This is a genomic window from Micromonospora sp. LH3U1 (genome assembly GCF_028475105.1).
Classification (GTDB): Bacteria; Actinomycetota; Actinomycetes; order Mycobacteriales; family Micromonosporaceae; genus Micromonospora.
Genome location: NZ_CP116936.1, coordinates 358,092 through 379,270 on the forward strand (window position 1 = coordinate 358,092; position 21,179 = coordinate 379,270).

At 71.4% G+C, this 21,179-nt stretch carries 17 protein-coding genes; 10 read left to right on the top strand and 7 right to left on the bottom strand.

Translation table 11 applies throughout. The features are described 5' to 3' along the window. Positions 1-60: 60 nt before the first annotated feature. Positions 61-858 (bottom strand): helix-turn-helix domain-containing protein, encoded by a 798-nt coding sequence (locus PCA76_RS01655; protein ID WP_272614764.1) that lies wholly within the window; start codon positions 856-858, stop codon positions 61-63. A gap of 31 nt (positions 859-889) precedes the next feature. On the opposite strand from PCA76_RS01655, the gene PCA76_RS01660 reads away from it, so the two are divergent. The 4 genes from PCA76_RS01660 (at position 890) to PCA76_RS01675 (ending at position 4,415) form a co-directional block, all read left to right on the top strand. Then, the gene (locus PCA76_RS01660) at positions 890-1,468 is read left to right on the top strand and encodes a TIGR03086 family metal-binding protein (protein ID WP_272614765.1); all 579 of its coding nucleotides are present in this window, start codon (positions 890-892) and stop codon (positions 1,466-1,468) included. 192 nt (positions 1,469-1,660) lie between these two features. Then, entirely contained in the window at positions 1,661-2,197 is a 537-nt protein-coding gene (locus PCA76_RS01665) for a PadR family transcriptional regulator (protein WP_272614767.1), read from the top strand. Further along, positions 2,194-2,895 carry an ABC transporter ATP-binding protein gene (locus PCA76_RS01670; protein WP_272614768.1) on the top strand — a complete coding sequence of 234 codons (702 nt, stop codon included), beginning with the start codon at positions 2,194-2,196 and terminating at the stop codon, positions 2,893-2,895. The genes PCA76_RS01665 and PCA76_RS01670 overlap by 4 nt, the downstream gene beginning before the upstream one ends. After that, complete coding sequence (locus PCA76_RS01675; protein ID WP_272614770.1) at positions 2,892-4,415, top strand: ABC transporter permease; 1,524 nt, start codon at positions 2,892-2,894, stop codon at positions 4,413-4,415. Before PCA76_RS01670 ends, PCA76_RS01675 begins: the two co-directional genes overlap by 4 nt. 42 nt (positions 4,416-4,457) lie before the next feature. Here the strand turns inward: PCA76_RS01675 and PCA76_RS01680 are convergent, their stop codons facing one another. Together PCA76_RS01680 and PCA76_RS01685 are read right to left on the bottom strand one after the other, a co-directional pair. Then, a complete protein-coding gene (locus PCA76_RS01680) occupies positions 4,458-4,643 on the bottom strand; it encodes a hypothetical protein (protein ID WP_272614771.1) in 186 nt (61 codons plus the stop codon). A gap of 94 nt (positions 4,644-4,737) precedes the next feature. Continuing rightward, the gene (locus PCA76_RS01685; protein ID WP_272614773.1) at positions 4,738-6,834 is read right to left on the bottom strand and encodes a S9 family peptidase; all 2,097 of its coding nucleotides are present in this window, start codon (positions 6,832-6,834) and stop codon (positions 4,738-4,740) included. Between the two features lie 96 nt (positions 6,835-6,930). On the opposite strand from PCA76_RS01685, the gene PCA76_RS01690 reads away from it, so the two are divergent. After that, positions 6,931-8,289, top strand: a complete 1,359-nt coding sequence (locus PCA76_RS01690) for an FAD-binding oxidoreductase (RefSeq protein ID WP_272614775.1) — start codon at positions 6,931-6,933, stop codon at positions 8,287-8,289. Positions 8,290-8,314: 25 nt separating this feature from the next. Here PCA76_RS01690 and PCA76_RS01695 read toward each other — a convergent pair whose 3' ends face one another. After that, positions 8,315-8,746, bottom strand: coding sequence for a hypothetical protein (locus PCA76_RS01695; protein ID WP_272614776.1), 432 nt, complete (start codon positions 8,744-8,746; stop codon positions 8,315-8,317). Between the two features lie 50 nt (positions 8,747-8,796). Continuing rightward, positions 8,797-10,872 carry a SpoIIE family protein phosphatase gene (locus tag PCA76_RS01700; protein ID WP_272614777.1) on the bottom strand — a complete coding sequence of 692 codons (2,076 nt, stop codon included), beginning with the start codon at positions 10,870-10,872 and terminating at the stop codon, positions 8,797-8,799. 291 nt (positions 10,873-11,163) lie between these two features. Here PCA76_RS01700 and PCA76_RS01705 point away from each other — a divergent pair, with 291 nt between their 5' ends. Then, entirely contained in the window at positions 11,164-15,531 is a 4,368-nt protein-coding gene (locus PCA76_RS01705) for a HAMP domain-containing protein (RefSeq protein WP_272614778.1), read from the top strand. Further along, on the top strand, positions 15,528-16,082 hold the full coding sequence (locus PCA76_RS01710) for a response regulator (RefSeq protein WP_272614780.1): 555 nt from the start codon (positions 15,528-15,530) through the stop codon (positions 16,080-16,082). The genes PCA76_RS01705 and PCA76_RS01710 overlap by 4 nt, the downstream gene beginning before the upstream one ends. Positions 16,083-16,085: 3 nt before the next feature. On the opposite strand, the gene PCA76_RS01715 is transcribed toward PCA76_RS01710, so the two are convergent. Next, on the bottom strand, positions 16,086-16,583 hold the full coding sequence (locus tag PCA76_RS01715) for a GbsR/MarR family transcriptional regulator (RefSeq protein ID WP_272614781.1): 498 nt from the start codon (positions 16,581-16,583) through the stop codon (positions 16,086-16,088). A 92-nt stretch (positions 16,584-16,675) separates the two neighbouring features. Between PCA76_RS01715 and PCA76_RS01720 the strand changes: the two genes are divergently transcribed. Then, on the top strand, positions 16,676-17,572 hold the full coding sequence (locus tag PCA76_RS01720; protein WP_272614782.1) for an ABC transporter ATP-binding protein: 897 nt from the start codon (positions 16,676-16,678) through the stop codon (positions 17,570-17,572). Then, the gene (locus tag PCA76_RS01725; protein WP_272614783.1) at positions 17,569-19,386 is read left to right on the top strand and encodes an ABC transporter permease; all 1,818 of its coding nucleotides are present in this window, start codon (positions 17,569-17,571) and stop codon (positions 19,384-19,386) included. Before PCA76_RS01720 ends, PCA76_RS01725 begins: the two co-directional genes overlap by 4 nt. On the opposite strand, the gene PCA76_RS01730 is transcribed toward PCA76_RS01725, so the two are convergent. Next, positions 19,334-19,669: an STAS domain-containing protein gene (locus PCA76_RS01730; protein ID WP_272614785.1), complete on the bottom strand. Its 336-nt coding sequence runs from the start codon at positions 19,667-19,669 to the stop codon at positions 19,334-19,336. The two genes, PCA76_RS01725 and PCA76_RS01730, sit on opposite strands and share 53 nt — an antisense overlap. A gap of 168 nt (positions 19,670-19,837) precedes the next feature. Here PCA76_RS01730 and hemL point away from each other — a divergent pair, with 168 nt between their 5' ends. Further along, a complete protein-coding gene (hemL, locus tag PCA76_RS01735; protein ID WP_272614786.1) occupies positions 19,838-21,175 on the top strand; it encodes a glutamate-1-semialdehyde 2,1-aminomutase in 1,338 nt (445 codons plus the stop codon). Positions 21,176-21,179: the final 4 nt, after the last annotated feature.

The window sequence follows — 21,179 nt, forward strand, 5'->3', positions numbered from 1 at the left end:
GGCCCCTCGGTGCGTTGCTGGCCCCTCGGTGCGTTGCTGGCCCTCAGTGCGTTGCTGGCCTCAGTGCACCGAGCGGGCGTAGGCGGCGGGTGACACTCCCGCCACGGCGGTGAAGTCGCGGACCAGGTGGGCCTGATCGCTGTAACCGAGGTCCGCGGCAAGGTCTGCCCAGCTCAGCGGGCCACCGGCGGCCTGTTCGACGGCCTCCTGGAGCCGGTAGCGGCGGATCACCCACTTCGGCCCGACCCCCACGTACTCCGTGAAGAGCCGTTGCAACCGGCGGACCGGAAGATCATGCCGCGCGGCGAAGTCGTCGACCCGCAGCACCATCCGGTCGGTACGGATCGCCTCGGCCAGCCGGACAGCCTCTTCGGCCAACGGGTCCGGCTCGGGTTCCCAGGCGGTGAGCAGGGTGTCCAACGCGCGGCAGCGCTCGACGTCGGTGGCCGCGCAGACCGGGAAGTCGGGGCGTGTCAGTCGCCCGGCTGGCAGCGGCACCCGGCGGCCGGTCAGTTCGGTGACCGGCCGACGCCAGAAGGCGTGGAAGCCACCGGGGCGGAACTGCACCCCGCCCACCCGGCCGGTGCCGGTGAGCGTGATCCGGAACAGGTCGCGGCGCACCCCGGCCACCTCGCCGGACTCGGGCCCGTCGCCGTCACGCCGGAACACCACGTTCACCGCCGGGTGCGGCACGACCCGCTGCTCGAACGGTGTGCTCAACGCCCAGTCGATCAACCAGTAGTGCTCGACCCACGGGCGTAGCGACTCCACCGGCAGGTGCCGACGGAAGCGCACCTCGCGCAGCATGCGGCCGGGATCGAGGATCCCCCGACTGTCGCTACGCGGTTGCTGTCGCATTTATTCAAGACCACCCTCATACGCTGGCCCTATGACCACTCAGACTAGCGATCTGCTGGCGGCTGCCGCGCCACGAACTGTCGATGTGGTGCGTGGCATCGCCGACGACCAGCTCGACCTGCCCACGCCGTGCCACGACTACGTGGTCCGTGATCTGCTCAACCACCTGTTCGAGGTGGTGGTCAACTTCCAGGAGTTGGCCGCGAAGCAGCCGGTGGAGTGGGCCGAGAAGCCCGACCACCTGAGCGACGGCTGGCGGGACCGGTTCGAGGCGGAGACCGACCGTCTGGTCGCCGCCTGGTCGGACCCGTCCACCCTGGAGGGTGTGTCACCGGGCATGGGCATGCCGCAGACCGTCATCGGCGGTATGGCTCTGCTGGACCTGACCGTGCACGGCTGGGATCTCGCCGTCGCCACCGGCCAGCCGTACAGCCCGGCGCCGGAGGCGTTGGTCGAGCTGCACGAGCTGGTCGAGCAGTTGGGTCCCACCGCCCGCAAGATGGGCGTCTTCGCCGACCCGATCCCAACCCCCACCACGGCGGCTCCCGCCCCCGACCTGGCCCACCTCCTGTCCCAAACCGGCCGCACCCCCACCTGGCCCACCCCCTAACCCGTCCCCACCTCCCACCTCCCACCCCCACCCGCCGTCTTCGGTGATCAAGAGGTTTGCGTCAGATTTCGGCGCGCTGGTGACGCAAACCTCTTGATCAACCAGGTGGGGCCGGGGGTGGAGCTGGGTGGGGGTGGGTGGGGGTTGGGTGGGTTGTTGACTTGGGTAGTCGCTCGGTGAATAGTTCGGGGCGTGTCTACGCCGCATGTTCTGCTCGGGTTGCTTGCTGGGGGCAGCCGGCACGGGTATGAGCTGAAGCGTGCGCACGACGAGCGGCTGCCGCGGGCTCGGCCGCTGGCCTTCGGGCAGGTCTACGCCACTCTCGGCCGCCTCGAACGGGACGGGCTGGTGGCTGCCGCCGGGCAGGACAGGGTGGGCGGGCCAGATCGCACCGCGTACGCGCTGACTGACCAGGGGCGGGTCGCGCTGGACCAGTGGTTGTCCACAGTGGAAGCACCCATGCCGTACGTGGCCAGCACGCTCTTCGCCAAGGTCGTGGTGGCGCTGCTGGTCGCCGATGTTGATCGGGCCCAGTCCTACCTGATCTCCCAGCGCGTCGCGCACACCGCACGGCTGCGTGAGCTGACCGCGGTCAAGGCCGATCCGGCCGCCACCCTGAGCGACGTGGTCGCTGCCGATTTCGCTATCGCCCACCTCGACGCGGATCTGCGGTGGCTGCACGCCACTCTGAGCCGCGTCGCCGACTGGCACCGGGAGGTGCATCCGTGACGCAACTCCAGGCTCGCGGCGTGGTTCGGGCGTACGGCCCGACGCCCGCGCTGCGCGGCGTGACGCTCGAGGTGGCCGAGGGCGAGATCGTCGCCGTCACCGGTCCGAGTGGCTGCGGCAAGTCGACCCTGCTGCACTGCCTGGCCGGGATCCTTCGGCCGGACGCCGGCGAGGTCACCTGGCGCGGGCACCGCATCGACACCTGGTCGGAGGCGGCCCGGTCGCGGCTGCGGCGCACCGAGTTCGGGGTGCTGTTCCAGTTTGGTCAGCTGGTGGCCGAGTTGACAGCGGCCGAGAACGTCGCACTGCCCCTGCTCCTCGCCGGCACGGGGCGGCGAGAGGCACGGACGGCGGCGCTCACCTGGCTGGAGCGGTTCGGCGTGGCGGAGTTGGCCGACCTCCGGCCGGGTGAGATGTCCGGTGGTCAGCAGCAGCGATGCGCCACGGCGCGGGCGCTGGTGACCGAGCCCCGGGTGCTCTTCGCCGATGAGCCGACCGGCGCACTGGACACGCTCACCGGCGAGCAGGTGCTCACCCAACTGGTCCGGCTCGCCCGTGAGCAGCGCACCGCCGTCGTGCTGGTCACCCACGAGCCGCGGATCGCCGCGTACGCCGATCGGGAGATCGTGCTGCGCGACGGCCTGGTGGATCACACCGGCCTGGGGCTCGACGTGCCGTTGGTCGGCGGCACGCGGTGAGACCGGCGACGCTGGTCCGCCTCGCGCTCGCCGGCACCCGCACCGACACCGCCCGGGTGGTGCTCACCGCGCTCAGCGCGCTGCTGGCGACCCTGGCCGGGCTCGCGGCGCTCACCGTGCTGGCCATCGAGAAGCCCGCAGGCGACGCCTGGGCGCAGTCCGAGCAGTACCACAACGCGTTGCTGCGCGAGCCCGGGCTGCGCGGCGGTACGGCGTTCGCGCTGCTGATGCTGATGATCCCGGTGCTGGCGCTGGCCGGTCAGTGCGCCCGGCTCGGCGCGCCGGCACGGGACCGCAGGTTGGCCGCGCTCCGATTGGCCGGTGCCACTCCCGGGCAGGTCACCCGGCTGGTGGTGCTGGAGACCGGCGTGGCCGCTCTGCTCGGCACGCTCGTCGGGCTGGGTGTCTACCTGGTTGGCCGCGATCTGCTGCACCGCCCGGACGCGCGAGGTCAACTGATTCTGCCCACCGACGTGCTGCCGTCGCCCGGCGCGCTGGCCGGCGTGGTGCTCGGTCTGCCGGTCGTCGCGGCGCTGGCCACCGCTCTGATGCTGCGTACGGTCACCATGAGCCCGCTCGGGGTGAGCCGCAAGGCCGCCCGCGAGCGCGGTCCAGGCCCGTGGGCCGGGCTCCTGATCGGGTTCGGCGTGGCATCGTTCGCGCTGATCCGCCCGGCGGTATATCGGTTCGACGACAGCGAAGAGCTGGCCTGGCTGGTGCCGCTGTTGTTCGCGGTGGGTGCGTTCGCGGCGATGATCGGGGTGGTGATCGGCACCGGCTGGATCTCGTATAACTGTGGGCGGTTGTTGCGTCGGCACGCCCGCCGTCCAGCGGCTCTGCTCGCGGCGGGCCGGCTGATGGCCGACCCGTGGGCGGGCAGTCGCACGTTCGCGGCACTGCTCGCCGCACTGATCTTCGGTGGGGGTGCGGCAGCCCAGCGCGCCTACTTTGCCACCAAGGACCAGCTCGACCGGGAGCAGAGCCGACTCGCCGGGGTGGACGGTGGTGGCGCCAACCCCTTCTATCTGTCGACGATGGATCTTGTCGATGGTGCGATCGCCGTGGCCATCCTGATCGCGACGGGCGGGCTGATCGTCGCGCTGGTCGAGGGGATCGTTGCCCGTCGACGCGCCTACGCCGCGTTGGTCGCCACCGGGGTGCCCCGCGCCACGCTGAGCCGTTCGGTGGCCTGGCAGGCGTTGGTGCCGGCCGTGCCGGCGATCCTGCTCGCGCTCACCGTGGGCACGCTGCTCGGGCGAGGGCTCGTGACGGAGGTGTCAGCGGGCGGCGGGTCGACGTCGATCTGCGAGGCCACGGCGGCGCTCTGTGACGACCCTGCGACCCGAGAGCAGTACACCCGGATCGTGCACATACCCGAGGTGCAGCGAGTCGTTCCCGTACCCCTGGAGCACCTGGTGTGGCTCGGCGCTGGCGCGTTGGCGGCTGTGCTGGTGACGGTCGGTGTCGGCCTGCTCTTCCTGCGCGTCAGCACCGCCCTGGACGAGCTGCGGACGACCTGAACCGAGGTGTCCCCACCGGCCGGCATGATCTGCTCGGCCAGGTCAGGCGCTGAGCAGACCGGCGGAGAGTGCGATCAGCGCGCCGACCACGGCCGAGCAACAACAGACCAGGAGGCCGGCGACCACGGCGAGGATCAGCCAGACGCGACGATCCCGCGCCACCGCCGCCACGCTCGGTCGGCGGGCATCCTCGGCGGCCCTGTCGTCACCATCCGTAGCCCCGGTCACCCCGGAAGTCTAGGTCCCGACATCCGCCGCGACCCCGGAAAGGCCAGGCCGTGCGGCGCGGAACGCCCGCGCACACACGACCTGGCCCGACGGGTCAGGCGTGGCCGATGCGGTCCAGGATCCAGGCGTTGATGAACGCCTCCTCGCGCCAGGCGTCGTAACGACCGCTCGGACCGCCGTGCCCGGCACCCATCTCGGTCTTGAGCAGGTAGTCGCCGCCCGGGGCGACCGCCCGCAGCCGAGCGATCCACTTCGCCGGCTCCGAGTAGAGCACCCGCGTGTCGTTGAGGCTGGTCACCGCGAGGATCGCGGGGTATTCCACCGAGGCCACGTTCTCGTACGGCGTGTAGGACTTCATGTACGCGTACACCTCGGGGTCCTCCAGTGGGTTGCCCCACTCCTCCCACTCGGTGACGGTCAGCGGCAGCGACGGGTCGAGGATCGACGTGAGGGCGTCCACGAACGGCACCTGCGCCACGATCCCGGTGAACGCATCCGGGGCGAGGTTGGCGACCGCGCCCATCAGCAGGCCGCCGGCCGAGGCGCCCCGGGCGACAAGTCGGTCGCTGGCCGTCCAGCCGGCCTTGACCAGGTGCCGGGCGCAGGCGACGAAGTCGGTGAAGGTGTTCTTCTTGGCCAGCAGCTTGCCCTGGTCGTACCAACGTCGACCCAGCTCACCGCCGCCCCGGGTGTGCGCCACCGCGAAGACCACGCCCCGGTCCAGCAGGGACAGTCGGGCCACCGAGAACCACGGGTCCATGCTGGCCTCGTACGAGCCGTAGCCGTACAGCTCGCAGGGGGCCGAGCCGTCCCGGGGCGTGCCGACGCGGCAGACCAGTGAGATCGGCACCCGCGTGCCGTCGTCGGCGAGCGCCCAGTCACGGTGCTGCTCGTACTCGGCCGGGTCGTACGGCCGCCCGTCCGGCCCGGGCAGCACGGGCTTCTGCTTGCGCAGCACCATCTGCCGGGTGACCAGGTCGAAGTCGTACACCGAGTCGGGGGTGATCAGCGAGGAGTAGCGCAAGCGGACCTGTCCGGTGCGGTACTCCGGGTTGGCGTCCAGCCCGACGCTGTACAGCGGCTCGGGGAAGTCGATGTCGTACGCGTCGTCGCTGCCCACCGGCAGCACCCGCAGCCCGGTGAGCCCGTCGGTGCGCAACGACACCACCAGGTGGTTGGCGAAGGCGTCGACGGCCTCCAGCCGGGTGCCGGGGGTGTGCTCGATCAGCGGCACCCAATCGCCCGGCGCGTCCGCCGAGGTGAAGGCCAGCGCGAAGTCCTCCGCGCCGTCGTTGTGCAGGATCAGGAAACGGTGGCCGTGGTGCTCCACCGCGTATTCGATGCCCTGCCGGCGGGGCGCGATCACGGCGGGCTCGCCGGTCGGGTTGCCGGCGGGGATGACCAGCACCTCGCTGGTGACCTTGCTGTGGACGTCGATCAGGATGAACTTTTCCGACCGGGTCAGCTCCACGCCCACCCAGAACCGCTCGTCGTCCTCCTGGTGGACCACCACATCGTCGGCGGCGGCCGAGCCGACGGTGTGCCGCCAGACCCGGTTCGGCCGCCAGGCGTCGTCCACCGTCACGTAGAACAGCACCGATGCGTCGGTCGACCAGGCGGTGCCGTAGAACGTGTCCGGTACCTCGTCCGGCAGCAACTCGCCGGTGGTCAGGTCCTTCACGCGCAGGGTGAACCGCTCGTCGCCGGAGAAGTCGGTGGAGTAGGCCAGCCAGCGACCGTCCGGGCTGACGTCGAACGCGCCCAGCGAGAAGAAGTCGTGCCCCTCGGCCAGCAGGTTGCCGTCGAGCAGCACTTCCTCGCCGTCGAGCGGGGCGCCATCCGCGCTGACCGGCGGGTCGATCTCACCGTCGCGGACCGCGCGCCGGCACTGCACCCCGTACTGCTGCCCCTCGACCGTCCGGGTGTAATACCAGTGCCCGCCCTTGCGGGTCGGCACGGACAGGTCGGTCTCCCGGGTGCGCCGACGGGTCTCCTCGAACAGTTCGCCGCGCAGCTCGGCCAGGTGCGCCGTGCGCACGTCGGTGTACTCGTTCTCGGCGGTCAGGTAGGCGATCGTCTCCGGGTCGTCCTTGGCGGCGAGCCAGGCGTACTCGTCGATGACGGTGTCGCCGTGGTGGGTGCGCTCGCTGGGCACCCGTTTCGCCGCGGGCGGGGCAGTCTCGGTGGTCACGGCGGCCACGTTACCGGCCGGCGCCCGTGATCCGCCGGACCAGTGGCATCCCGATAGTCGTCACCACGCCATTCGAACACATGTACGATGAGCGCCATGGCGGCAGCAGCAAGTTCCCTCGGCCGGTCCGGAGCCCTCGAGATCACCCGGCGGTTGGCGGCGATCTGCGGTCCGCCGTTCTCCCGGATGGGCGGTCCGGCGGACGAGGTGGCGGGGCGGCCGGCGCGCTGGGTGGCGGTGCCGGGCGGCCCGCACGCCGCCGCCGAGGTGCTGCGGCTGGCCGCCGCGCACGACCTGGCGGTGGTGCCTCGGGGCGCCGGCACGAAGATCGACTGGGGCGCCACGCCGGTGCAGGTCGACATCATGCTCGACACCGGCCGGCTGGCCGGCATCGGCCACGAGCCGGTCGGCGCGCTGGTGGCCGAGGTGGGCGCCGGCACCCCGCTGCGGGCGGTGCAGGCCACGCTGGAGCGCACCGGGCAGCGGCTCGCGATGGACGCCCCGTCACCTGGCGCGACCCTGGGTGGTGTGCTCGCCGCCGGCGAGGCCGGCCCGCTGCAACACCGCCACGGCAGCCCCTGCGACCAACTGCTCGGTGTCCGCTATCTCGGTGCCGATGGTGAGCTGGTCAGCGCCGGGGGTGGCGCGCCCGGCCTCGACCTGGCCCGGCTGCTCTGTGGCTCCCAGGGCGCGCTCGGCGTGCTGGTCTCGGCGAGCCTGCGGGTGCAACCGGTGCCGGCGAGCCGGCTCTGGGTGTCCCGACCGGTGTGGACACCGCTGGAGGTGCACGACCTGGTCCGGATGATCCTCGCCGCCCGCCTCGACCCGGCAGCCATCGAGTTGGACCTCCCCGGAGGCACGCCCCGGCCACGTACGCCGTACCCGCCGGGCCACCCGGCGGCCACCGCCCGGGAACGCCACCCGTCGATGTCCGGCCGGTCCAGCGCCCCGACCCGGGCGGGCAGCCTCGTCGTGCTGTTGGAGGGCGGCCCTGCCGACGTGACCGAACGCGCCGAGCGTCTGGTCGGCCTGCTGCACGGGGAGGCGACGGTCGCCCACTCCGCGCCGACCTGGTGGCGCCGCTACCCGTTCGCGCCCGGCGACACCGCGCTGCGCCTGGAGGTGCCGATCGGCGACCTGCACGCCGCCGTCTACGCGCTACGCGACGCGGCCGGCGCCCCGGTGCCGGTGCGGGGGTCCGCCGGGCTGGGCGTGGTGCACGCGGCACTGCCCGGCGCGCTGGCACCCGACCGGGTGGCGTCCATCCTGGCCGCCGTCCGAGGGGTGTTGCTGGCTCGGCAGGGCCGCTGCGTGGTGGTCTCCGCTCCTGCGGCGGTCCGCCAGGCCGTCGACCTCTGGGGCGAGCTGGCCGGCCTGGCCCAGTTGCGGGCGGCCAAGGAGCACCTCGATCCGGAGCACCGGCTCGCCCCCGGGCGCCTCCCCGGCGGCCTCTGACACCGCCGCCGGCTGCCCGGGTCGATCAGTCCAGCCACCATCTGTGCATGTCCAGCAGCGGTGGGGTAAACCGGACCACCAGCACCAGCAGGGTGCCGGCAGCGCCGGCCAGCAGCAGCGCACGGGTCGCCCGGGGGAGAGCTGCACGCTCCCGGGCGGCCAGTGCCACCGCGACGAGCGCCAGCGGCGGCCCGAGCACCGCACCCACCAGGTAGAGCACCGACACCACGGCGTAGAGCCAGTAGAACGGGTTCGCCCCGTGCATCCCGAACGGGACCACGTCCTTGGGGTCGTACGCGCCGGTCAGCATCTCGGCCGGGCCAACGTCGGCGGCCGCCATCCGACCCAGGTAGAGCAGCAGCACGGCGAGGAACCCGCCGATGGTCGCCAGTTGGGCGGCGATCAGGGCGCGAACCGCTGGCCGAGAGTACGACGTGGCCTGCGCGACACTCGACATGACCGTCAATCTACCGAGCAGGCCCGAAATTCGAGGGCCGCCGACGACGGTCAGGTGGCGTCGTTGCGGAGCACCAGGATGGCGATGTCGTCCCGGGGCGGCTCGACCGAGAAGTTGATCGCGGCGGAGCGCAGCCTGGCGGCGACCACGTCGGCCGAATATCCGGCCAGGGGCGCGGCCGCGTCCCGCAGTCGGTCGGTGCCGAACAGCTCCCGGCCACGCCGCCGCTCGGTGACGCCATCGGTGTAGAAGATCAACGAATCGCCCGGTGCGAGCGCGATCTTCGCCGTCGGTGAGGTGATCTTGTCGAGCAGACCGAGTGCGGTGCCGCCGGTGCCGACGAACCCGGCGCCACCCGCACCGGCCAGCAGCACCGGCCGGTCGTGCCCGGCCAGATGCAGCGACACGTCCAGTTGGTCGCCCTCGCCCGGCCCGACCGCCGCCAGCGCCAACGTGCAGTAACGCCCGCCACCCCGCTCGACAAGCGTCTCGTTGAGCCGCGCCAACGCCTCCGGCAACGGTTTGCCGTCGCCGACCAGCACCCGGATCACGTCCCGGACCAGCCCGGTCACCGCGGCGGCCTGGACGCCCTTGCCCGAGACGTCACCGATCACCACCAGCCAACGACCGTCGGGCAGCGGCACCACGTCGTAGAAGTCGCCCCCCACCTCCGCGTCGTCACCGGTCGGGACGTACTCGGCGGCGAAGCCGATCCCCTCCACCAGTGGCAGCACCGGCGGTAGCAGGGACTGCTGGAGCGTCTGCGCCACACGGCGGCGCTCGGCGTGGATCCGGGCGTTCTCGATGGCCAGCGCGGCCCGCCGGGCCACGTCCTCCAACACGGCCATCTCGTCCGGGTCGTGTCGGTGCCGTTGGTGCCGCCCCACGGCCAGGGTGCCGAGCCGCTGCCCGCGCGCGATCAGCGGGACCGCGAAACCCTCCATCGGCCCGCCCAGGGGGATCTGCGCCGCGCTGCGGGACGCCTCGCGGAGGCGGGCCTGGATCGAATCCTGCCCGGTCTCCGCCAGCACCTTGTGCAGCTGCGGAAGCATCGACTCGTCGGCGTGGCTCGCCGCCGCCAGCCGGAGCCGGCCCCACTCGTCGGCGGTGTGCACCGCGCACCACTGGCCGAGTCTCGGCACCACCAACTGCGGCACCAGCGCCATGGTCAGGTCGACGTCCAACGACTGGGCGAGTAGTTCGCTCGCCTCGGCCAGGAACGTCAGCCACACCTGCCGCCGGAGGTCGGCCCTGCGCAACCGGTCGTTCTCCAGGTGCAGCGACAGCCGCTCGGCGGTGAGCACCGCCAACGGCCGGGCGTACGCCGACGGCGCGGCGTCCAACTCCAGCTCCCCGGCGTACGGGCGGTGCACCGTCAGCGGCACCCGCAGCAGCTCACTGCCGGGGCGGGGCGGCCGACCGAAGCGGGCCAACACCTGGTGGCCCTGCCCGTCGCCCCGGTCCAGGTGGATCGTGCCGCCAGCGGCGCCCACCATCTCGGCGACCCGGCTGAGCAGGTTGGTGGCGAAGTCGGGCAGCGGGTCGTCCGCGTACAGGTCGGGGGCGGTCTGCATGAGCTCGCTCATCGCGCTGGCGCTCGGCGTGGAGCTGTCGGTGCTCGCCCGCGGGTCGGCGCTGGCCGGCGTCGACTCGCCACCGGCGGTGCCCTCGGCCGGCAGGTCGGCGCCGGGGCGGTCAAGCCGGAACCAGACGCCCTTCCCGGTGGGCAGGTATGTCGTGCCCCAACGGCTGGCGAAGTGGTCGACGAGCAGCAGGCCCCGGCCCCGCTCGGACACCTCGTTGATCTCGGTGGAGTCGTTGCGGGTGCCGACGGTCAGCTCGTCGCCCGAGCCGGGCGCGAAATCGGAGACGGTGACCGTCAGCCCGATCTCGTCGGCGACGACCTCGATGTCCAACTCGGTGCGGGCGTGTTCGACGGCGTTGGTGGTCAGCTCGGTGGTGAGCAGCAGGGCCTCGTTGGCCAGCTCGTCCAGGTGTGCCTCGGTCAGCGCCGAGCGCACCACGGCGCGGGCGGCGGCCGGCGTACGGCGGTCTGCGGGCAGCCGGACACGCCGGTTCGCCCCGTCCCGGGCCCCGGCCGTCGCGGGCCCCGTCTCGGCTGACACCCCCGTATCCTCCACCGTCGCCCCACCGGGTGCCAAGCCGATCACCAATAGCGGGCTGACGTATCGGTCACGGGCACCCGTGGCGAATCGGCCTGGTGCGTCGCAACGACGGGTGCCGGATCCGGAGCGAGGTTTGCGACCGGCGTGCCAGCTCGGTGCCGATCGGGCGGATCGGACGGCGATCAGGGCCACCTGGCGGGTCGCACACCCTGGCACCACGGCGCGCGCGGGCACAATATGGGGTGTCGGTGTGTCCGCACGGACCGGCGCCCCCGAGTTGAGCGAGGAATGATGACCACGGCGAAGCAGTCGGTGGCGGACCCGTCCGCGCCCGACCACGAGGCGCTCCTCGGTGAGTTGACCGAGGCACTGCGACGGGTCCGTCGCGGCGACCTGAAGGTCCGGCTCCCCCGTCGCGCCGGCACGGCCGGTGAGGTGGCGGACGCCTTCAACGAGGTGGTCTCGCTCCAGGAGCGGCAGTACCTGGACCTGCGGCGGATCAGCCGGATCGTCGGTCGCGACGGCCGGCTCACCGAGCGACTGGACGACGAGGGGCTGGACGGCTCCTGGGCGGAGGGGCAGCGGGCGATCAACTCGCTGATCGACGACCTGGGCCGACCGACCACCGAGATCGCCCGGGTCATCGTGGCCGTCGCGGACGGCGACCTGTCCCAGCACATGGCGTTGGAGATCGACGGCCGGCCGCTGCGTGGTGAGTACCTGCGCATCGGGCGCACCGTGAACACGATGGTCGACCAGCTCTCGTCGTTCTCGAACGAGGTGACCCGGGTGGCCCGTGAGGTGGGCACCGAGGGCAAGCTGGGCGGCCAGGCCGATGTCCGGGGCGTCGCCGGCACCTGGAAGGACCTCACCGACTCGGTGAACACCATGGCGTCGAACCTGACCGGCCAGGTGCGGTCGATCTCGCAGGTGGCGACGGCGGTGGCGAAGGGCGACCTGTCGCAGAAGATCACGGTCGGCGCGCGCGGTGAGGTGGCCGAGTTGGCCGCCACGATGAACTACCTCACCGACACGCTGCGGCTCTTCGCCGAGCAGGTGACCCGGGTGGCGCGCGAGGTGGGCACCGAGGGCAAGCTGGGCGGCCAGGCCGAGGTGCCGAACGTGGCCGGGACCTGGAAGGACCTGACCGACAGCGTCAACTCGATGGCGTCGAACCTGACCGCCCAGGTGCGCAACATCGCCCAGGTCTCCACGGCGGTGGCGCGGGGTGACCTGTCGCAGAAGATCACGGTGGCGGCGCAGGGCGAGATCCTGGAGCTGAAGGACACCGTCAACACGATGGTGGACCAGCTGTCGTCGTTCGCCGACGAGGTGACGCGGGTGGCCCGTGAGGTGGGCATCGAGGGCAAGCTGGGCGGTCAGGCCCAGGTACGCGGCGTCTCCGGCACCTGGCGTGACCTCACGGAGAACGTCAACCAGTTGGCCGGCAACCTGACCAGCCAGGTCCGCAACATCTCCCAGGTCTCCACCGCGGTGGCGAAGGGTGACCTGTCGCAGAAGATCACGGTGGACGCCCAGGGCGAGATCCTGGAGCTGAAGAACACCGTCAACACGATGGTGGACCAGCTGTCGTCGTTCGCCGACGAGGTGACCCGGGTCGCGCGTGAGGTGGGCACCGAGGGCAACCTGGGCGGTCAGGCGCAGGTCAAGGGCGTCAGTGGCACGTGGCGGGACCTGACCGACAACGTGAACTCGATGGCGTCGAACCTGACCAGTCAGGTCCGCAACATCGCCTCGGTGACCACGGCGGTGGCGAAGGGTGACCTGTCGCAGAAGATCACTGTGGATGCGCGGGGCGAGATCCTGGAGCTGAAGTCGACGGTCAACACGATGGTGGACCAGCTGTCGTCGTTCGCCGACGAGGTGACGCGGGTGGCCCGTGAGGTGGGCACCGAGGGCAAGCTGGGCGGTCAGGCCCAGGTGCGCGGGGTTGCCGGCACCTGGCGGGACCTGACCGACAACGTGAACTCGATGGCCTCCAACCTGACTGCCCAGGTACGCAACATCGCCCAGGTCTCCACGGCGGTGGCGAAGGGTGACCTGTCGCAGAAGATCACTGTGGATGCGCGGGGCGAGATCCTGGAGCTGAAGTCGACGGTCAACACGATGGTGGACCAGCTGTCGTCGTTCGCCGACGAGGTGACGCGGGTGGCCCGTGAGGTGGGCACCGAGGGCAAGCTCGGCGGTCAGGCGCAGGTCAAGGGCGTCAGTGGCACGTGGCGGGACCTGACCGACAACGTGAACTCGATGGCGTCGAACCTGACCAGTCAGGTCCGCAACATCGCCTCGGTGACCACCGCCGTGGCGAAGGGTGACCTGTCGCAGAAGATCACGGTCGACGCCCAGGGCGAGATCCTGGAGCTGAAGTCCACGGTCAACACGATGGTCGACCAGCTGTCGTCGTTCGCCGACGAGGTGACCCGGGTGGCCCGCGAGGTCGGTATCGAGGGCAAGCTCGGAGGTCAGGCGCAGGTCAAGGGCGTCTCCGGCACCTGGCGAGACCTCACCGAGAACGTCAACCAGCTCGCCTCGACGCTGACCACGCAGCTGCGTGCCATCGCCCAGGTGTCCACCTCGGTGACCCGGGGCGACCTGACCCAGCGGATCGCGGTCAAGGCGCAGGGCGAGGTCGCCGAGCTGAAGGACAACATCAACCAGATGATCGTCACCCTGCGGGAGACGACAAAGAAGAACGCCGAGCAGGGCTGGCTGGACTCCAACCTGGCCCGGATCGGTGGCCTGTTGCAGGGCCAGCGCGACCTCGGCGAGGTCTGCCGCATGATCATGACGGAGGTGACCCCGCTGGTCGACGCCCAGCTCGGCGCCTTCTTCCTGGCCGACGACGCCGACGGCAGCATGCGGCTGCGGCTGACCTCCTCGTACGGGTACGTGGCGCGGGGGACCGACGTCACCTTCGGCCCGGGTGAGGGGCTGGTCGGGCAGACCGCGCTCTCCCGTCGCACGATCCGGGTCAGCGCCTCCCCGAACAGCCGGCTCACCCTGCGTTCGGGCCTGGCCGAGACACCCCCGTCCGACCTGGTGGTGCTTCCCGTCCTGTTCGAGGGTGAGTTGCTCGGGGTGATCGAGTTCGCCAGCGTGTCGGCCTTCTCCGAGCTGCACCTGTCGTTCCTGGAACGGCTGGTGCTCACCATCGGCATCGCGGTCAACACCATCCAGGCCAACCGGCGTACGGAGCAACTGCTGGCCCAGTCGCAGCGGCTGGCGCACGAGATGCAGGAGCAGTCGGCGGAGTTGCAGCGCACCAACGCCGAGTTGGAGGAGAAGGCCACTCTGCTCTCCGAGCAGAAGGGCAACATCGAGACGAAGAACCGGGAGATCGAGCTGGCTCGGCTGGGCCTGGAGGAGAAGGCGCAGCAGCTGACCCGGGCCTCGGCCTACAAGTCGGAGTTCCTGGCCAACATGAGCCACGAGCTGCGTACGCCGCTGAACTCGCTGCTGCTGCTGGCCCGCCTGCTGGCGGAGAACTCGGAGCAGAACCTCAGCCCGAAGCAGATCGAGTTCGCTCGGACCATCCACGGGTCCGGCTCCGACCTGCTGCGCCTGATCGACGACATCCTCGACCTGTCCAAGATCGAGGCGGGCCGGATGGACGTCGAGCCGACCGAGATCCGCTTCGCCGAGCTGCGCGGCTACGTCGAGCAGGCGTTCGCGCCGCAGGCCGAGGAGAAAAACCTGGACTTCCAGGTACGGGTGAGCAAGGATCTGCCGCCGGCGCTGGTGACCGACGCGCAGCGGTTGCAGCAGATCCTGCGCAACCTGCTCTCCAACGCGGTGAAGTTCACCGACAACGGTGCGGTGACGCTGCGGATCGCCCCGGCGGCGGAGAACGCGGTCTTCGACGTGCCGGCGCTGACCAACGCCCAGCAGGTCATCGCGTTCACCGTGATCGACACCGGCATCGGCATCTCCGACGACAAGTTGTCGATCATCTTCGAGGCGTTCCAGCAGGCGGACGGCACGACCAGTCGCCGCTACGGCGGCACCGGCCTGGGCCTGTCGATCAGCCGCGACCTGGCCCGGCTGATCGGGGGCACCATCACCGTGTCGTCCGCGCCGGGTCAGGGTTCGACCTTCACCCTGTTCGTGCCGCAGGTGCTGGCCCCGGACGCCGTGGTCGCGCCCCAGCTTCCGTCTCCGCAGCGCGCCGGCCTGCCGTCGTCGCTGCTGATGCCGCCGCTGGAGCTGATGTCGGAACGACCGGAGGCACCGGTAACCCGCCAACTGGACGGCGCCACCGTGTTGATCGTGGATGACGACGTCCGCAACGTCTTCGCCCTGACCAGCGCGTTGGAGCTGCACGGGATGACCGTGCTGTACTCGGACAACGGGGCGGACGGTGTCCGCCTGCTGGCCGAGCACCCGGAGGTGGACATCGTGCTGATGGACGCCATGATGCCCGACCAGGACGGTTACGAGACCACCCGCCAGATTCGCCGCAACCACCGGTTCGCCGACCTGCCGGTGGTCTTCCTGACCGCGAAGGCGATGCCGGGCGACCGCGAGTCGGCGCTCGCTGCCGGGGGCAGCGACTACATCACCAAGCCGGTCGACCTGGACGACCTGATCGAGTTGATGTCGTCCTGGATCAACGGCAGCCGGACCGAGGAGACTTCGTGACCCAGATTGCCAAGGCGCTGCTCGTGGACGACCGGCGGCAGAATCTGACGGCCCTGGAGGCGATTCTCCAGGGCCTGCCGGTCCAGTCCGTGGCGGTGGAGAGCGGCGAGGCGGCGCTCAAGCAGCTCCTGGTGGACGACTTCGCGGTGATCCTGCTGGACGCGCAGATGCCGGACATGGACGGCTTCGAGACGGCGAGCCACATCAAGCGCCGGGAGCGGACCCGGCACGTGCCGATCATCTTCCTCACCGCCGCTGACCGGGACGCACAGCTCGCCCTTCGGGGATACCAGGTGGGCGCGGTGGATTACCTGACCAAGCCGTTCGACCCGTGGGTGCTGCGGGCGAAGGTGTCGGTCTTCGTCGAGCTGTGGGTGAAGACCCGGCAGTTGGCAGCCCAGTCGGACCTGGTCCGGGAGCGTGACACGCAGTGGCGGCGGCTCACCGACGCGGTCGACGAGGCGACCACCCTGCTCCGCTCGGACGATCCGGAGGCCCGTGACCGGGCGGTACGCATCCTCGAACAGGCCCGCTGGGGCAACACCGCCTGAGGCTCAGACCTCGCCGGGCCGGACGTGGCCGGTGGCGGCCCGTCGGTCCCGCCAGCGCTGACCCAGCGAGTCGATCTCCTCTTGCACGAAGATGAAGAAGTCGCGCATCTCGGTTACCCGCTCGCCGGCCGGCGTGTCGGGGCCGTCGAGGGCGATCACGCCGCCTTCGGCCACGTCGATGAAGGTCTTGTAGAGCCCGGTCTTGGTGATGGTGGCCTCGTACCAGGGGTTGTCCGGCATTCGGTAGCGGTCCCGGCGGGACCGGGGGACCGGCTCACGGATGAGCATCCCGAACTGGGTGAGGTAGCGGACGGCGCCGCTGACCGCCGCCGCGCTCACCCCGAGCCGCTCGCCGATCTCGCCGGCGGTCAGTGGGTCGTCCGCGCTCATCACGGTGAACAGCACCCGGGCGGCCATTCGCGGGAAGCCGACCTCCGCGAAGGTCAACGCCATCCGTTCGACGAACAGATGCACCGGGTCATGGCCGTCAGCTGCTGGCATGGCGGTCCTTCCTGACGTGCTCACGTGGGCCCCGATGGTGCCCGGCTCGCACTGTCTTCACAACTTTGTGAAACGAGTGTAACTTCCGATACATGGAAACTCCCATTGAGGTGTCCGGACTGGTCAAGACCTTCGGCCGGACACGGGCACTCGACGGTCTGGACCTGACCGTCCGCACCGGCGAGGTGCACGGCTTCCTCGGCCCGAACGGCGCCGGCAAGTCGACTGCCATCCGGGCACTGCTCGGCCTGCTGCGGACGGACGCGGGGGTCGTCCGCCTGCTCGGTGGTGACCCGTGGCGCGACGCGGTGGCCCTGCACCGTCGGCTGGCATACGTGCCGGGCGACGTGACGCTCTGGCCCAACCTCTCCGGCGGCGAGGTCATCGATCTGCTCGGCCGGATGCGCGGCGGCCTCGACCCGGCCCGCCGAGCCGAGCTGCTCGACTCCTTCGAATTGGACCCGCGCAAGAAGGGACGGGCCTACTCCAAGGGCAACCGGCAGAAGGTCGGCCTGGTGGCCGCCCTCGCCTCCGACGCCGAACTGCTCATCCTGGACGAGCCGACCTCCGGCCTGGACCCGCTGATGGAGGAGGTCTTCCAGAGCTGGGTCCGCCGGGCCAAAGCCGACGGCCGCACCGTGCTGCTCTCCAGCCACATCCTGGCCGAGGTGGAGGCGCTCTGCGACCGAGTGACGATCATCCGCAACGGGCGGGACGTGGAGACCGGCACCCTGACCGACCTGCGCCACCTGCGCCGGACCTCGATCGAGGCGGAGCTGACCGGCCCGGTGGACGGTCTGGGCCAGCTCACCGGGGTGCACGACCTGCGGGTGGACGGCCACCGGGTGCGCTTCGACGTGGAGAACGCCGCGCTGGACGCCGCGCTGCGCAGGCTCACCGACATCGGCGTACGGAGTCTGGTCAGCCAGCCCCCGACGCTGGAGGAACTGTTCCTGCGGCACTACCAGGCCGAGCAGGTGCGGTCATGACCGCCTTCACCGGCACCGGGCATCTGGCGCGGCTGATCCTGCGCCGGGACCGGGTCGTGTTGCCGATCTGGGTTCTTCTCCTGGCGGTGCTGCCCGCCGGCTACGCCAGCACGTACGCCGAGCTGTACCCAACCGCCGCCGAACGGGCCGCGTACCTGGCCGGCACGGCGAGCAACCCGTCGATCGTCGCCCTGCTCGGCCCGGTGTACGGGGACAGCATCGGTGCCCTGACCGTCCAGCGAGCCGGTCTGCTGGCCCTGATCGCCGGGCTGGCCAGCGTGCTCACCGTGGTCCGGCACACCCGCACCGAGGAGGAGGCCGGTCGCCGGGAGTTGCTCGGCGCCACCGTGCTGGGCCGGTACGCCGGGCTGACCGCCGCGCTGCTGGTGACGTACGCCGCGAATGTGCTGCTCGGCCTGCTCAGTGCCGCCGGCCTGGTCGCCGCCGGCATGCCCGGCGCTGGTTCGGTGCTCTTCGGTGCCAGCGTGGCGCTCACCGGCATCGTCTTCGCCACGGTCGGCGGGCTGACCGCGCAGCTCACCGAGAGCGCAGCCGGGGCACGTGGGATCGGCCTGGGTGTGCTCGGGCTGGCCTTCGTGCTGCGGCTCGGCGGCGACGCCGGGGCCTCCGGCGGCACCGGTGGGAGCGCCGAGTGGCTGAGCTGGCTCTCGCCGCTGGGGTGGGCGGCCCGTGGCCGGGCCTACGCCGACGAGCGGTGGTGGGTGCTGCTGCTGCCGGTGCTGTTCAGCGTGGTGGTCGCGCTCGTCGCGTACCCCGTCTCGGTCCGCCGTGACCTCGGCGCGGGGGTGTTCCCGTCCCGGCTCGGTCCGGCCACCGCCGGTGCGGGCCTGGCCGGCCCGTTCGGCCTGGCCTGGCGGCTGCACCGTGGCCAACTGCTCGGTTGGACCGTCGGCTTCGGATTGCTCGGCCTGGTGCTCGGCGGCGCGGCGGACGCCGCTGGCGACGCCGTTGGGGGCAACCAACAGCTCGCCGAGATCCTGTCCCGACTCGGTGGCAGTTCCGCGCTCGCCGAGGCGTACCTCGGTGGGACGTTGAGCCTGACCGGCCTGGCCGCCGCCGGGTACGGCATCCAGGCCGCCCTGCGGGCGCGGGCGGAGGAGACCGCCGGACGGGCCGAACCGCTGCTCGCGACGGCGGTGAGCCGGACCCGCTGGCTGGCGTCGCATCTGATCTTCGCGCTGCTCGGCCCGGCGGTGGTGTTGGCGGTCGCCGGGCTTGCCACCGGGCTCGCCTACGGTCTCAGCGTCGGTGATGTCGGCGGCGAACTGCCGCGGCTGCTCGGTGCCGGGCTGGCCCAGGTGCCGGCGGCCTGGGTGCTGGCCGGGCTGGCGGCGCTGCTGGTCGGCTGGCTGCCCCGTTTCTCCGGGGGCGCCTGGGCGGTGCTCGCCGGCTGCCTGCTGCTCGGTCAGCTAGGCGCGGTGCTGGAGCTAAACCAGTGGGCGCTAGACCTCTCCCCGTTCACCCACACCCCACAGGTCCTAGGCCACAACTGGTCCGTCACCCCGCTAGCAACCCTGACAGCACTGACAGCAGCCCTGATCGCGACAGCCCTCCAAGCCTTCCAAACCCGAGACATCCCAACCCCTAACCCCCCACCCCTCCGCCCCCGCCGCCCCCTCCCCACCCCACCCCCCGTCGATCTAGGGCAAGTTGTTGCCCGAGGAGATCAACTCACGACGGTTTCCCCTAGATCGACGCGACCGAGGGGTGGGGGAGGGGGAGGGGAGCGGGAGGGCGGGGTTAGCCGGTGGGTTGGTCGTTGCGGATCATCAGGGCGCTGCGGAGGCCTGTGATGTCGAGGACGCGGATCAGGAACTCGCCCACGTGGGTCAGCATCAGCAGGCTCTGCGCGTGGCTGGCCTTGCGGCTGAGCACGACCAGGGTGCCCAGGCCCTGCGAGTCGCAGAAGGTGACGCCGCCGAGGTCGAGCACGATCCGCGGGGGCGGGTCGGCCAGCACCTCGTTGACGACGGTGGAGAGCTGAGCCGCCGTGAGCATGTCGATCTCACCGGCCAGGCGCAAAACTGCTTCGTCGCCCGTCCGGTGCAGCGTGATGGACAGTTCGGCACGATCCACCCGGTCAGCCTAGCGCGATCCGACCGGCCCGGCCTGTCGAGGCCGCGAGCCGTCACCCGTCGAGGCCGCGAGCCCACCACGTCACCGCTGCTGACGGGCACCGGCCATGGGTGAGCCCGGTAACCCCACTGCTGGTTGACCGTCCGGCGCTGACACAATGGCGGCATCGTGACCGACATTCTTTCAGCCGGTACCGGCCGCTACCCGGCCGAAGCGCCGGCCTCCGAGGCCCTGTTCGCCCGCGCCCGCGCCATCGTGCCGGGCGGGGTGAACTCCCCCGTGCGCGCCTTTCAGGCGGTCGGCGGCACCCCGCGTTTCATGGTCCGTGGCGAGGGCCCGTGGCTGTTCGACGCCGACGGCCGCCGCTACGTCGACCTGGTCTGCTCCTGGGGTCCGCTGATCCTCGGGCACGCGCACCCGGAGGTGGTGGACGCCGTTCAGGCCGCCGCCGCACTGGGCACCAGCTTCGGTACTCCCACGCCGGGTGAGGTGGAGTTGGCCGCCGAGCTTGTCGCCCGGACCCCGATGGAGCAGGTCCGCCTGGTCAACTCGGGCACCGAGGCGACCATGTCGGCGATCCGGCTGGCTCGCGGCTTCACCGGCCGCTCCAAGATCGTCAAGTTCGCCGGTTGCTACCACGGCCACGTCGACGCGCTGCTCGCCGCCGCCGGGTCCGGCGTGGCCACCCTGGGCCTACCCGACTCGCCCGGCGTGACCGGCGCGGCGGCCAGCGAGACGATCGTGCTGCCGTACAACGACATCAGGGCGGTGGAGGAGGTCTTCGCCGCCGAGGGCCCGCACATCGCGGCGGTGATCACCGAGGCGGCCGCCGGCAACATGGGCGTGGTCGCACCCCGCGACGGCTTCAACCAGCAACTCGCCCGGATCGCGCACGCGCACGGCGCCCTGTTCGTGGTGGACGAGGTGATGACCGGTTTCCGGGTCTCCCGCGCCGGTTGGCACGGCCTCGACGCCTCCGACGCCGACCTGTGGACGTACGGCAAGGTCATGGGTGGTGGCCTGCCCGCCGCCGCGTTCGGCGGGCGTGCGGACATCATGGCGCGGCTCGCCCCGGCCGGCCCGGTCTACCAGGCCGGCACGCTCTCCGGTAACCCGCTCGCCTGCGCCGCCGGTCTGGCCACGCTGCGGCTCGCCGACGACGCGCTGTACCACCGCCTCGACGAGACGGCCGCCGTCGTGGGCAAGCTGGCCTCCGACGCGTTGGCCGCCGCCGGGGTCCCGCACCGACTGTCGTACGCGGGCAGCATGTTCTCGATCTTCTTCACGGACGCCGACGTGGTCGACTACGACAGCGCCCGCACCCAGCAGGTGCCGGCGTTCAAGGCGTTCTTCCACGCGATGCTCGCCGCTGGCGTCTACCTGCCGCCGAGCGCGTTCGAGTCGTGGTTCGTGTCGGCGGCGATCGACGACGCCGCGCTGGAGCACATCGCCGACGCGCTGCCCACGGCGGCCAACGCGGCGGCAGCGGCTGGTCACGGGGGGTAACGAG

Bases quoted from the DNA above. Each gene is read 5' to 3' on its own strand.
- PCA76_RS01705 (WP_272614778.1), top strand. From the start codon at position 11,164: ATGACCACGGCGAAGCAGTCGGTGGCGGACCCGTCCGCGCCCGACCAC.
- PCA76_RS01660 (WP_272614765.1), top strand. From the start codon at position 890: ATGACCACTCAGACTAGCGATCTGCTGGCGGCTGCCGCGCCACGAACT.
- PCA76_RS01725 (WP_272614783.1), top strand. From the start codon at position 17,569: ATGACCGCCTTCACCGGCACCGGGCATCTGGCGCGGCTGATCCTGCGC.
- PCA76_RS01720 (WP_272614782.1), top strand. From the start codon at position 16,676: ATGGAAACTCCCATTGAGGTGTCCGGACTGGTCAAGACCTTCGGCCGG.
- PCA76_RS01715 (WP_272614781.1), bottom strand. From the start codon at position 16,583: ATGCCAGCAGCTGACGGCCATGACCCGGTGCATCTGTTCGTCGAACGG.
- PCA76_RS01655 (WP_272614764.1), bottom strand. From the start codon at position 858: ATGCGACAGCAACCGCGTAGCGACAGTCGGGGGATCCTCGATCCCGGC.
- PCA76_RS01690 (WP_272614775.1), top strand. From the start codon at position 6,931: ATGGCGGCAGCAGCAAGTTCCCTCGGCCGGTCCGGAGCCCTCGAGATC.
- PCA76_RS01695 (WP_272614776.1), bottom strand. From the start codon at position 8,746: ATGTCGAGTGTCGCGCAGGCCACGTCGTACTCTCGGCCAGCGGTTCGC.